Annotated in this window: 13 protein-coding genes; 6 read left to right on the top strand and 7 right to left on the bottom strand. The window is 68.9% G+C overall.

The window, feature by feature from the left end; all coding sequences use genetic code 11:
- Position 1: 1 nt before the first annotated feature.
- From C4F17_RS03625 to C4F17_RS03615, 3 genes are read right to left on the bottom strand one after another with little or no spacing between them, the layout of a single operon-like run.
- Positions 2–955, bottom strand: a complete 954-nt coding sequence (locus C4F17_RS03625) for a fatty acid desaturase (RefSeq protein WP_106934303.1) — start codon at positions 953–955, stop codon at positions 2–4.
- Positions 936–1,709 (bottom strand): sterol desaturase family protein, encoded by a 774-nt coding sequence (locus C4F17_RS03620; protein ID WP_106934302.1) that lies wholly within the window; start codon positions 1,707–1,709, stop codon positions 936–938. The genes C4F17_RS03625 and C4F17_RS03620 overlap by 20 nt, the downstream gene beginning before the upstream one ends.
- 9 nt (positions 1,710–1,718) lie before the next feature.
- Positions 1,719–3,293, bottom strand: a complete 1,575-nt coding sequence (locus tag C4F17_RS03615; protein ID WP_106934301.1) for a phospholipase D family protein — start codon at positions 3,291–3,293, stop codon at positions 1,719–1,721.
- Positions 3,294–3,422: 129 nt separating this feature from the next.
- Between C4F17_RS03615 and C4F17_RS03610 the strand changes: the two genes are divergently transcribed.
- Positions 3,423–3,980 (top strand): peroxiredoxin, encoded by a 558-nt coding sequence (locus C4F17_RS03610; protein ID WP_081266282.1) that lies wholly within the window; start codon positions 3,423–3,425, stop codon positions 3,978–3,980.
- Positions 3,981–4,035: 55 nt separating this feature from the next.
- The gene (locus C4F17_RS03605; protein WP_106934300.1) at positions 4,036–5,469 is read left to right on the top strand and encodes an aldehyde dehydrogenase family protein; all 1,434 of its coding nucleotides are present in this window, start codon (positions 4,036–4,038) and stop codon (positions 5,467–5,469) included.
- Positions 5,470–5,481: 12 nt separating this feature from the next.
- Here the strand turns inward: C4F17_RS03605 and C4F17_RS03600 are convergent, their stop codons facing one another.
- Together C4F17_RS03600 and C4F17_RS03595 are read right to left on the bottom strand one after the other, a co-directional pair.
- Positions 5,482–6,402: a ZIP family metal transporter gene (locus C4F17_RS03600; RefSeq protein WP_106934299.1), complete on the bottom strand. Its 921-nt coding sequence runs from the start codon at positions 6,400–6,402 to the stop codon at positions 5,482–5,484.
- A gap of 11 nt (positions 6,403–6,413) precedes the next feature.
- Positions 6,414–7,049 carry a superoxide dismutase gene (locus C4F17_RS03595; protein WP_106934298.1) on the bottom strand — a complete coding sequence of 212 codons (636 nt, stop codon included), beginning with the start codon at positions 7,047–7,049 and terminating at the stop codon, positions 6,414–6,416.
- A gap of 196 nt (positions 7,050–7,245) precedes the next feature.
- Between C4F17_RS03595 and C4F17_RS03590 the strand changes: the two genes are divergently transcribed.
- From C4F17_RS03590 to moeA, 4 genes are all read left to right on the top strand, one after another.
- Positions 7,246–7,947, top strand: coding sequence for a hypothetical protein (locus tag C4F17_RS03590; protein ID WP_106934297.1), 702 nt, complete (start codon positions 7,246–7,248; stop codon positions 7,945–7,947).
- Between the two features lie 89 nt (positions 7,948–8,036).
- Positions 8,037–9,185, top strand: coding sequence for a GTP 3',8-cyclase MoaA (moaA, locus tag C4F17_RS03585; protein ID WP_106934296.1), 1,149 nt, complete (start codon positions 8,037–8,039; stop codon positions 9,183–9,185).
- Complete coding sequence (mobA, locus tag C4F17_RS03580; protein WP_106934295.1) at positions 9,182–9,841, top strand: molybdenum cofactor guanylyltransferase MobA; 660 nt, start codon at positions 9,182–9,184, stop codon at positions 9,839–9,841. Before moaA ends, mobA begins: the two co-directional genes overlap by 4 nt.
- A 4-nt stretch (positions 9,842–9,845) precedes the next feature.
- A complete protein-coding gene (moeA, locus tag C4F17_RS03575; protein WP_106934294.1) occupies positions 9,846–11,156 on the top strand; it encodes a molybdopterin molybdotransferase MoeA in 1,311 nt (436 codons plus the stop codon).
- A gap of 15 nt (positions 11,157–11,171) precedes the next feature.
- Here the strand turns inward: moeA and C4F17_RS03570 are convergent, their stop codons facing one another.
- Both C4F17_RS03570 and rnhA read right to left on the bottom strand, forming a co-directional pair.
- Positions 11,172–11,663: a GAF domain-containing protein gene (locus tag C4F17_RS03570; RefSeq protein WP_106934293.1), complete on the bottom strand. Its 492-nt coding sequence runs from the start codon at positions 11,661–11,663 to the stop codon at positions 11,172–11,174.
- Positions 11,664–11,692: 29 nt separating this feature from the next.
- Positions 11,693–12,142: a ribonuclease HI gene (gene rnhA, locus C4F17_RS03565; protein WP_081266376.1), complete on the bottom strand. Its 450-nt coding sequence runs from the start codon at positions 12,140–12,142 to the stop codon at positions 11,693–11,695.
- Positions 12,143–12,175 lie beyond the last annotated feature (33 nt).

Raw genomic sequence — 12,175 nt, 5'->3', positions numbered from 1 at the left:
TTCAGTGGGTTGGGGAATCGGGAGGCATCAGCGAGCGGCTGCGAAAACGCGGCCACACGGCCCCCAGCACGAAAACGCGCGCCATGTACGGCACCAGCCCGCCCTCGTTGAGCGCCGGATCGACCCGCGCGCGGTAGCGCGTGCGATGCAGATGCGTGAGCTCGGACCAATGGGCATGCGGGTTCTCGTGGTGTGCGGTGTGCAGGCCGATGTTGAACAGCAATGGGTTCACCAGCCCCTCGAAATTGCGGGCGTAGTTCAGCCGGCTACCCGGGGTATCGCCCGGCGCTCCCTTGGCCACACCGTTGGGCGCCGGCTTGCGGCCGTCGGCGTGCGCATGCTGCAGGTAGTTGGTCGCCAGCAGCCAGTGCAGCCCATGCAGCTGCGGCACGATCACGAAGAGCAGCGCCTTGCGCCAGTCGACGGCCAGCAGCACCGTCCAGCTGACCAGCCACAGCGCGTACTGCGCCATGCAGTAGCGCCACGCGCCGCGCCGGTGCCGCCGCAGCCGCGCGAGCCAGCCGAAGAACACCGGCATGAGCACCCAAACCGCCTGGAACGGATGCAGCAGGTAGCCCCACAGGTGGTTGGTGTCGCCGCCGAAACGGTAGGTGCGCGCCACGTCCTTCGGCCCATGCCGATGGCGATGGTGGTTGGCCACGTGCGCGGGCCAGAACACGAAGGTCGGGTGCCCCTGCAGCAGCGTGATCCAGAAGTCGGTCAGCCGGTTCAGGCGCCGCCCGCGCCACATGCGCAGGTGCACGTGGTTGTGGTGGATGACGCCGACGCCGAGCGTGAGGAACAACATCAGCCCATACATCACGATGTTGAAGCCGTGCACCCATTGCCATGCCGCCAGTGCGGGCAGCGCCGCGAGGTAGACAAGGCTCTGCCAGTCCCGCCAGTGGCGCAGCCTCGGCAGCCGGGGTCGCGCGTCAGGCGGTGGTCGCGCCATGCTTCTTGTGGAAGGCCCGGAAGAGCGGTTCGGCGGCGTCCGCGGCAATGCGCGTGCGGAAGAGCCTGTCCATGAAGGTGAACTGGAAGCCGTAGTTGCCGTTGTGCACGGCATGGTGCAGATGATGCCGCCGGCTCGCCGCGAACCAGTGGCTGTAAGACACGCCGGTGAAGAAGTCGTAGTTCGAATGCCCGACGCAGTTGAAGAACAGGCTGAACACCGGCACCGCCGCGAGCGACCAGAAGCTGAAGTCGTGCAGCACCATCGGCAGCAGGATCACGTTGCCCAGCATCAGCGCCTCGATCGGGTGGAAGCTGTAGGTGGCCCATGGCGTGGTCACGAACGACCGGTGATGCGGCCCGTGAAAGCGCCGCAGCCAGCGCGTGTGCAGCAGGCGGTGGTTGACCCAGAAATGCACGTCGTTCCAGACCGCGAGCACGAGAATCTCGAGCGTGATCTGCAGCCAGCCCGCATCGCCGTCGAGCCGCGCCCAGCCCAGCTGCAGCAAGCCCCAAGGGAACACCATGCCCAGCCCGAAGATCAGCACCGACACGCCCGACTGCCCCAGCTCGCGCCGCAACTGCCCCGGCTGCAGCGGCCGCGGATCGAGCGGCCGCCCGATGCCCAGCGCGGGCAGCAGGCGCTTCGTCAGCAGCCAGGTCAGTCCGCCGAAACAGAGATAGATCCCGCCAAAGAAAAGCAGGCCCCACCGCATGACCTGCGGGGCCGACAACGAAGTGAAAGTCTGCGCCATCCCCCGAGGCTACAACAGCATCTCGGGGACCACCGGCGCAATGAGCATGTTGTAGAAGCGCTGGAAGAAGCTCGACTCCGGCTCGGAGGTCAGGATCATTTCCTTCTCGCCGTCGTTGGTCAGCCACTGCAGCGTGCCGGTGCCCTTGGCCAGCCGCAGCCGGTAGGAGTTCTGCAGCTTGCTGATGTTGATGACCCGCAGCATCTCGCGCGCGAGCTGCGGGCTGTCGACCACCAGCCCCATCTCGGTGTTCTGGCTGGCCGAGCGCGGGTCGAGGTTCATGGAGCCGATGAAGATGCGCGTCTTGTCGATGGCGGCCGTCTTGGCATGCAGCCGCCCGAGCGACTTGCCGAACATGCCGAAGCGCTCGCCCGCGCTGGTGCGCTGCGGGCTCAGCTCGTACAGGTCGGCGCCCGCTTGCAGCAGCCGTTCGCGGTAGCGCGCGTAGCCCGTGTGCACCAGCGGCTCGTCGTTGGCGGCCAGCGAGTTGGTGACGAGCGTGAGCTTGACCTTGCGCTGGGTCAGTTCCTGGAACGCGGCCATGCCGCGCTCGCCGGGCACGAGGTACGGGGAGGTCAGGTCGACCTCGGTCTTGGCGTCGAGCATCAGCGCCCAGACCTGCATGGTCACGCTGGTGGCGATGGCTTCGTCGGCCGTCATGGTCGCTGGCTTGCCGGGCGGATCGGCAATGGCGCGGGCCTCGCCCCACAGCAGGCCCATGCGCCCGCCGTCCAGCTCTTCGGCGATGGGGCCGTAGCCCAGGATGTCCGACGGCGGCAGCACGATCTTCGGCGGCGGCGCGGCCATGTCCACCCACTCGTCGAAATCGGCGGTGCCCGGCTTGCGGCCGCCCTCGCCCGCCACGATGTCGGCAATCGGCCAGACCTGCACGCTGTTCCAGTAGGCGTCGAAGATCGATTCGAGCTGCGGCACCACCTTGCCGACGACCAGCGCGTCCATGTCGATGAAGTTCTGCGCCTCGTTCAGCACGAAATATTCCTCGGCGATGTTGCGCCCGCCCACCACCGCCATCGCGCCGTCGGCAATGAAGAGCTTGTTGTGCATGCGGTGGTTGAGCCGCCCGATCTCGAACGGCGACGCCGCGAAGCGCGACAGGAAGCCGTTGCGCCCGCAGCAGAACGGATTGAAGAGCCGCACCTCGACATTCGGCGTCTCGGACAGCGCGAGCAGCAGTTGCTGGCTCTTGACGGTGTAGAGGTCGTCCACCAGCACCCGCACCTTCACGCCGCGCGCCGCCGCCTCGCGCAGGGTGCGCAGCAGCAGGCGGCCCACGGCGTCGTTCTCGAGCTGGTAGTACTGCACCACCAGCGAGCGCTGGGCCCGCTGGGCGAGCTGGATGCGGGCGTCGAGCGAGTACACGCCCAGCGGCATCAGCCGGAAGCCAGAATGCTCCCCGGGCGGGGTGGAGGCGGCCACGATCTTCGCGAGCGAGGTGGTCGGATCCGCAGCCGCGGAATTCTCGGCGGGCCGTTCGCGCGCCACCGGCAGCGAGCCGCAGGCGCCGAGCGCCGCGACCAGCAGGCCGGCAAGCGCGATGCGCAAAGGTAGAAGCCAGGCGTTCATGAAAAGTGCTTCCGTTGCTTCATTGGTCCAGGTGTCCGTGTCTTGTTCCGTACGCCTGCCGTGGGGTGACGGTTTCAGGCGCCGCCCCTGGAGCCTAGAATTCCGGCCACACAGCTGCGGAGTTGCATCATGGCCCGAACGAACCTCTCACGCATCGCCTTGACGGCTGTTTTTGCGATGCTTTCGCATCCCGCCTGGGCCGCGCTCGACATCGGCGACCCGGCGCCCCGCTTCACCGCCGACGCCGCGCTGGGCGGCAAGACCTTCCGCTATTCGCTGGCCGACGCGCTGGCCAAGGGCCCGGTGGTGGTGTATTTCTTCCCGGCGGCCGACTCGAACGACTGCTCCATCGAGGCCCACGCCTTCGCCGAAGCCATCGACAAGTTCGCCGCGCTGGGCGCCACCGTCATCGGCGTATCGGCGGACGACATCGGCACGCTGTCGAAGTTCTCGGTCAAGTCGTGCCAGAGCCGGTTTCCGGTGGCGTCCGACGAGTCGAAGACCGTGATCCAGGGCTTCGACGCCCTCATGCAGACCAAGCCCGATTTCGCCAACCGGCTTTCCTACGTGATCGCACCGGACGGCAAGGTGGCCTACTACTACCAGAACCTGAACCCGGACAAGCACGTGGAGCGCATGCTGAACGCCGTGCGCGCCCTGCCCCGGGCCAGCGCCGCCGCCAGGTAGGGCCGGCGGCCGGGGCGCCCACGCTTCTTGCGCGCTTCGCGCAAAATCCAGCCCCATGCAGCTCAACTACATCGCCAACGCGGACGTTCCGTCCTCCTCCGGCCGCACCCTGCCGGTCATCGACCCCTCCGACGGCCAGGCCTTCGACGAAATCCAGCGCAGCAACGCCGCCGACATCGACTCGGCCGTGCGCGCCGCGCGCGACTGCTTCGAGGGCGTGTGGCACAAGGTCAGCGCCGCCGACCGCGGCCGCCTGCTCTACAAGCTGTCGCAGAAGATCGCCGAGCACGTCGACGAACTCGCGCTCATCGAGCAGCGCGACTGCGGCAAGCCCGTCAAGCAGGCCCGGGCCGACGCGGTGGCGCTGGTGCGCTATTTCGAGTTCTACGCCGGCGCCTGCGACAAGCTGCACGGCGAAACCATCCCCTACCAGGACGGCTACAGCGTCTTCACCTGGCGCGAACCGCACGGCGTCACCGGCCACATCATTCCCTGGAACTACCCGATGCAGATCTTCGGGCGCAGCGTGGGCGGCGCCCTGGCGGCGGGCAACGTGTGCGTGGTCAAGCCGGCGGAAGACGCCTGCCTCTCGCTGATCCGGGTGGCACAGCTGGCGGCCGAGGTCGGCTTCCCGGCCGGTGCGCTGAACATCGTGACCGGCTACGGCCACGAGGTGGGCGACGCGCTGGCGCGGCACGAAGGCATCGACCACATCAGCTTCACCGGCAGCCCGAAGATCGGCACGCTGATCCAGCAGGTGGCGGCCGAGCGGCACTGCCCAGTCACGCTGGAGCTGGGCGGCAAGAGCCCGCAGATCGTGTTCGCCGATGCCGACCTGGACGCGGTCATTCCCGTGGTCATCAACGCCATCGTGCAGAACGCCGGGCAGACCTGCTCGGCCGGCTCGCGCGTGCTGATCCAGCGCGACATCTACGAGCCGCTGCTCGAACGCCTGGGCCACGCCTTCGAGGCACTGCGCGTGGGCCCCGCCGCCATGGACCTCGACGTCGGCCCGCTGATCCGCCAGACGCAGCAGCAGCGCGTGTGGGATTTCCTGAGCGATGCACAACATGCCGGCATCCCGATGGTGGCGCAGGGCATCGTGGTCGAGGAAGCGCCCGAGACCGGCTTCTACCAGGCGCCGACCCTGCTGCGCGACGTGCCCGTGGACCATCGCCTGGCGCAGGAAGAAGTGTTCGGCCCGGTGCTGGCGGCCATGCAATTCGCCGATGAAGACGAGGCCGTGGCGCTTGCCAACGCCACGCAGTTCGGCCTGGTGGCCGGCGTGTGGACGGCCGACGGCTCGCGCCAGTTCCGCATGGCCAGGCGCGTGCGCAGCGGCCAGGTGTTCATCAACAACTATGGCGCGGGCGGCGGTGTCGAGCTGCCCTTCGGCGGTGTAAAGTCTTCCGGCTACGGCCGCGAAAAGGGCTTCGAGGCGCTGTACGGCTTCACCACGCTGAAGACCGTGGCCGTCAAGCACGGCTGAGCGGCTGCGGCGCTATCCCAGCGCCGTGTCGAGCAGCATCATCAGCACGAAGCCGACCATCAGCCCGCTGGTGGCGAAGGCCTCGTGCCCCTTGCGGTGGGATTCGGGAATGATCTCGTGGCTGATCACGAACAGCATCGCGCCTGCCGCGAAGCCCAGCCCCCAGGGCAGCAGCATCGCCGAATGGCCGACCACCGCTGCGCCCAGCACGGCGCCCAGCGGCTCGACCAGCCCCGAAGCCATGCCGATCAGCACCGCGAAGACCCGGCTGTAGCCGGCCGCCAGCAGAGCCACGGCCACGACCAGCCCCTCGGGCACGTCCTGGATCGCGATGCCGGTGGCCAGCGCATCCGCCCGCAGCCCGTTGTTGGCCGCATAGCCGACGCCGATGGCCAGCCCTTCCGGCACGTTGTGCAGCGCGATGGCGAACACGAAGAGCCATGTGCGCCGCAGCTGCCGCGCCGTATGGCCTTCGCGGCCCTTGATGAAGTGCTCGTGTGGCAGCATGCGGTCCATCAGCATCAGCGCGGCGCCGCCGAGCAGGATGGCCGAGCCGATCACGCCGCCCGCCGCCCAGCTGCCGCCGCCGAAAACGCCCACGTTCCTGGCCGCTTCCAGGCCGGGAATGATCAACGAGAAGGCGCTGGCGGCCAGCATCACGCCGGCACCGAAGCCGAACAGCGTGTCCTGCAGCCGCTCGGGCAGCTTCTGCGAGAACAGCACCGGCAGCGTGCCGAGCGCCGTGGCCAGCGCCGCGACCGACCCGCCAAGCAATGCGTTCCACACCATCGGATCGCCGCGCACGAATGTCCAGAACCGCGACAGCCCCACCAGCGCGCCGGCGGCGACGATGGCAAGGCCGATCCACTCGCGCGTCGGGCGGGCGGGCCTGGCCCGCGTACCCGCCACCGCCACCTGCCGGGGGTCGTTCATGGCCGCGCGCCTCAGCCGCCGGTTGCGGCGGCGTGGCGCCGGGCCACCTCGGCCCAGTTCACCACGTTGTAGAAGGCCGCGATGTACTCGGGGCGGCGGTTCTGGTACTTGAGGTAGTACGCGTGCTCCCACACGTCCAGCCCCAGGATCGGCGTGTTGCCGGAGCCGATGCCGCGCATCAGCGGGCTGTCCTGGTTGCCGCTGCTCTCCACGGCGAGCCTGCCGCCGGGGCCTGCCGTCAGCCATGCCCAGCCGCTGCCGAAGCGCGTGAGCGCGGCCTTGGTGAAGGCGTCCTTGAAGGCGTCGAAGCCGCCCAGGTCGGCGTCGATGGCCTCGGCCAGCGCTCCCGCGGGTGCGCCTCCGCCGCCCTGGCCCACGGGCGCCATCACGGTCCAGAACAGGCTGTGGTTGGCGTGGCCGCCGCCGTTGTTGCGCACCGGGGCGCGCAGCGGCTCGGGCAGTTGCTCGACGCCGGCGATGAGTTCTTCGACCGGCGTTCCCTCGTGCGGCGTGTCTTTCAACGCGGCATTGAGGTTGTTCACATAGGTCTGGTGGTGCTTGCCGTGGTGGATTTCCATCGTCTGCGCATCGATGTGAGGCTCGAGCGCATCGAAGGCATAGGGCAAGGCTGGGAGGGTGTACGGCACGGTCGGGAGGCTCCTTGGTTGGAAGAGCCCTTTGCGTTGTCGACGTGCTGCGTATTCAGGCGCTCAAATGATAGGAATTCTCATTGGCTCCGTCAAGACATCTCATCGGGGATGGCGAAAACCGGCCAGCGTCGGAAAACTTCCGGCAACGATCGATACACTGCCCCGCGGCATGTTTCCCCGGGAGATTCCAACGATGAAATTCAAGAACACCCTGCCCTTCGCACTGGCGCTTGCCTTGCTGCTCGGCGCCGGCCCGGCCTCGGCGCAGGTCTCCACGCCGCCGGCCGGCGACTACATCTACGAGGGCGGCAGCGGCGCCCTCCGCGTCAAGGCCGACGGACGCTTCGACATCACCACCATCGGCGCCAACGCGCACACCTGCGCGCTCGACGGCACCATCGTGCGCGGCAAGGCGAAGCTGGCCGACAGCGGCTGCGTGGTCAGCTTCGCGGTCAACGCCGACAAGGTGGCGGTCTCGACCAACGGCGACGAGCAATGCCGCGACAACTGCGGCATGCGCGCCACCTTCGAAGGCACCTACACCCGCCCCACCCCGGCCTGCACCGACAAGGCGGTGGCCAGTTCGCGCAAGAGCTTCAAGCGCCAATACGACGCGAAAGACTATTCGACCGCCCTGGCCACCCTGTCGCCGCTGCTTTCGGAGTGCGAGAAGACGCTCGACTGGATCACCAAGGACTGGATACGCAACGACATCGCGCTGACGCAGTTCAAGCTCAATGACCGCGCGGCCTGCCTCAAGACGCTGCAGCCGCTGGCCGAGGACGCCGCCCGCACCGACGACGGCATCAAGGAAAACTATCCGCCCGCCGACGCCGAGATCTTCCTGCCCGTGGTGCGCGCCGCCCGCACGAACCTGAAGCTCTGCAGGGGATAACCCCCGGGCGCACCGCGGCGGGCGCAAGTAGCCTGCAGCCAATGGGCCCATGGGCGATGGCGCAAAATCGGGCCCTCCCCCTACCCCACATGAAGCACAGCAGCAGCACTGTCATCCCGATCTCCGCGGTCGGCCGCGCGCATCCCGCCGTGGCCGTGCCGGAAATCGCCGTCCCCGCCAACGGCCAGTTGCTGGACCGGCTGGGCCGGCCGTTGACGGACCTGCGCATCAGCGTGACCGACCGCTGCAACTTCCGCTGCAGCTACTGCATGCCGAAGGACGTGTTCGACAAGGACTACCAGTACCTGCCCCACAGCGCGCTGCTGAGCTTCGAGGAAATGACCCGGCTCGCCCGCCTGTTCGCGAGCCACGGCGTGCGCAAGATCCGCCTGACCGGCGGCGAGCCCCTGCTTCGCAAGAACATCGAGGGCCTGATCGCGCAGCTCGCCGAGATCCGCACGCCCGCCGGCGAGCCGCTGGCGCTGACGCTCACCACCAACGGCTCGCTGCTGCGGCGCAAGGCCGCCGCGCTGCAGAGCGCCGGCCTGCAGCGCGTGACCGTGAGCCTCGACAGCCTGGACGACGCCGTGTTCCGCCACATGAACGACGTCGACTTTCCGGTGGCCGACGTGCTGGCCGGCATCGACGCGGCGCTGGCCGTCGGCATGGGCCCGATCAAGGTCAACATGGTGGTCAAGCGCGGCACCAACGAGCAGGAGATATTGCCGATGGCGCGCTACTTCCGCGAGCAGCACGGCGGCAAGGTGGTGCTGCGCTTCATCGAATACATGGACGTGGGCGCCACCAACGGCTGGCGCATGGACGAGGTGCTGCCCTCGGCCGAGGTCATTGCGCGCATACACGCCGAGTTCCCGCTGGTGCCGCTGCAGGCCAGCGCGCCCGGCGAGACCGCCCAGCGCTGGGCCTATGCCGACGGCGGCGGCGAGATCGGCGTCATCAGCAGCGTCACCCAGGCCTTCTGCCACGACTGCAGCCGCGCGCGCCTTTCGACCGAGGGCAAGCTCTACCTGTGCCTGTTCGCCAGCGCCGGCCACGACCTGCGCCCCCTGCTGCGCGGCACCGCCAGCGATGAAGACATCGCCTCCGCCATCGGCCACATCTGGCAGGGCCGCGCCGACCGCTATTCCGAGCTGCGCGCCCTGCGCACCACAGACGCCGACGACGCTGCCGGCGACAAGGCACCCCGCCGCGTCGAGATGAGCTACATCGGCGGATGACGCAGGCGCCCGCCATGCCCGCGCACGCCATCGCGCCAGCCGACATCACCGGGCTGCTGCTGGCCGGCGGCCTCGGCTCGCGCATGGGCGGCATCGACAAGGGTCTGCAGCCGTTCAACGGCGAGCCGCTGGCGCTGCATGCCATACGCCGGCTGCGCCCGCAGGTCGGCACGCTGATGCTCAATGCCAACCGCAACCTGCAGGAGTACGAGGCCTTCGGCGCGCCGGTGCATGCCGACGTCCTGGCCGGCTACCCCGGCCCGCTCGCGGGCTTCCTGACCGGGCTTGCGCACTGCCGCACGCCCTGGCTCCTGACCGTGCCCTGCGACACCCCGCTGTTCCCGCCGGACCTGGCCGCGCGGCTGGCCGAAGCGGCCGCCACAGGCGACGCGGAGATCGCGATGGCCGTCGCGCCCGAAGCCTCCGGAACCGGAGACGCTGCCCCCATGCTGCGCCCCCAGCCGGTCTTCTGCCTGCTGCGCGCAGACCTGCTGGAAAGCCTGCGGCGCTACACCGCAGCCGGCGGCCGCAAGGTCCAGGCCTGGACCGCGCAGCACCGCACCGTGCGCGTACCCTTCGACCGGCCGGGCGACGCGCCCGACGCCTTCTTCAACGCCAACACCCTTGCCGAACTGCACGCACTCGAAAATCGATGAGCCCATGAGTCGCATCGCAGACATCGCCTCCACCCTTTCGGGCTACGACGCCGCCGACCTGAGCGTCGAGGCCGTCCATGCCTTTCTCTCGCAGCTGACGGCCAAGGCCGTCGTCACGCAGCGCGAAAGCGTCTCGCTGTTCGACGCCCTGGGCCGCGTGCTGGCCGAAGACATCGTCTCGCCCATCAGCGTGCCGCCGCACGACAACTCCGCGATGGACGGCTACGCATTCGACGGCGCGGTGCTGCCCGCCGATGCGCCCATCGACGCCTCCGTCACTCTGCGCGTGGCCGGCACCGTGCTGGCCGGGGCGGCCTGGCGTGGCGAGCTGGCGGCCGGCGACGCGGTGCGCATCATGACCGGCGCGATGATGCCGGCGGGGCTGGACACCGTGGTTCCGCAGGAGTTCTGCAAGGTCGACGGCGACAAGGTGAGCTTTCCCGCGCGCGTGCTGCGCCGCGGCGCCAACCGCCGCCTTGCCGGCGAAGACCTCATGCAGGGCCAACCCGCGCTGCGCAAGGGCGAGCGCCTGTCGCCCGCCGCGCTGGGCATGGTCGCCAGCCTGGGCCTGCCGGGCGTGCCTGCGCTGCGCAGGCTGCGCGTGGCGTATTTTTCTACCGGCGACGAGATCCTGAGCCTGGGCGACGCACCCCGCGAAGGCGCCGTGTACGACAGCAACCGCTACACCGTGTTCGGCCTGCTCAGCCGGCTTGGCTGCGACATCATCGACCTGGGCCTGGTGCGCGACGACCCGGCCACGCTCGCCGCGGCATTGCAACGCGCCGCGCGCGAGGCCGACGCCATCGTCAGCAGCGGCGGCGTGAGCGCGGGCGTGGCCGACCACACGCGCGACGTGATGCAGCAGCTGGGCGACATGGCCTTCTGGCGCGTCGCGATGCGCCCCGGCCGTCCCTTGGCCGTGGGCCTGATCCCGCGTGAAAGCTCGCCGCGGCCGGCCGTGCTGTTCGGCCTGCCGGGCAATCCGGTGGCGGTGATGGTCACTTTCCTTGCCTTCGTGCGCCCGGCCCTGCTGCGCATGATGGGCTGCCACGAAGCCGCGTCTGCACCGCCTCCGCTGCTGCGCGCGCGCACCACGGGGCCCCTTCGCAAGAAGCCGGGCCGCACGGAGTACCAGCGGGGTTTCGTCAGGATGGTGCCCGGCGCGTTGCCCGAAGTCAGCGTGGCGGGCAACCAGGGCTCGGGGGTGCTGAGCTCGATGGTCGAGGCCAACGGGCTCGTGGTGCTGCACCACGGCCAGGGCAGCGTCGCGGCGGGCGACGAGGTCGACGTGATGATGTTCGACGGCGTGATCTAGCCGCCTTTCGGCAATCTACGCCGAGCCGGCCCGCTCGCGGGCACGCTCTTCGAGCTTGGTCACCACCTGCTGCGCCAGGAAGCGCAGCTGCTCCAGCAGCTCCGGCTCCAGCGTGCGCGGGCGGGTGTCGATCACGCAGACCGTTCCCAGGGCTTCGCCGTTGCTCATGACGAGCGGTGCGCCGGCATAGAAGCGGATGTTGGGGTCGCCCGTGACCAGCGGGTTGGCCTTGAAGCGCTCGTCCTCGAGCGCGTCGCCGACCACCATTACCTCCGCCGGGGCGGCGATGGCATGCGCGCAGAACGCATGTTCCCGGGGCGTTTCAGATGTCTTGAGACCGACACGCGACTTGAACCACTGCCGCCGCTCGTCGATCAGCGAAATGAGCGCGATGGGCGTGCCGCACAACTGGGCGGCCAGACGCGTGATCTCGTCGTAGGCGGCCTCCTCGCTGGTGTCGAGGATGGCCACGCGGTGCAGTTCCGCCAAGCGTGAAGATTCAGTCATGCGCCCATTATCGGGGGTTGCGCCGCGGTTCAGAGTCGCCCCAGCGCCTTGTCCACGCCCTTGTTGGCCAGCATGTCGGCGCGCTCGTTGCCGGGGTCGCCCGAGTGGCCCTTGACCCAGCGCCATTCGATCTGGTGGCCGCCCTCGGTCACCAGCTTGTCCAGCCGCTGCCAGAGCTCGACGTTCTTCACGGGCTGCTTGCTGGCCGTGACCCAGCCCTTGGCCTTCCAGCCGCGGATCCACTCGGTGATGCCCTTTCGCACGTACTGGCTGTCGAGGTACAGCAGCACCTTGCACGGCCGCTTGAGCGCGGCCAGGCCTTCGATGACGGCGGTCAGCTCCATGCGGTTGTTGGTGGTGTCGAGTTCACCGCCGAACAGGTCTTTTTCGGTGGCACCCGACTTGAGCCATGCGCCCCAGCCCCCGGGGCCGGGGTTGCCCTTGCAGGCACCATCGGTATAGATCACGACTTCGGTCAAACTGGCTTTTCCTTCTTCATTCGATTCGTTCAT

The organism is Variovorax sp. PMC12, assembly GCF_003019815.1.
Classification (GTDB): Bacteria; Pseudomonadota; Gammaproteobacteria; order Burkholderiales; family Burkholderiaceae_C; genus Variovorax.
This window is presented reverse-complemented; position numbering and strand designations above follow the sequence as displayed.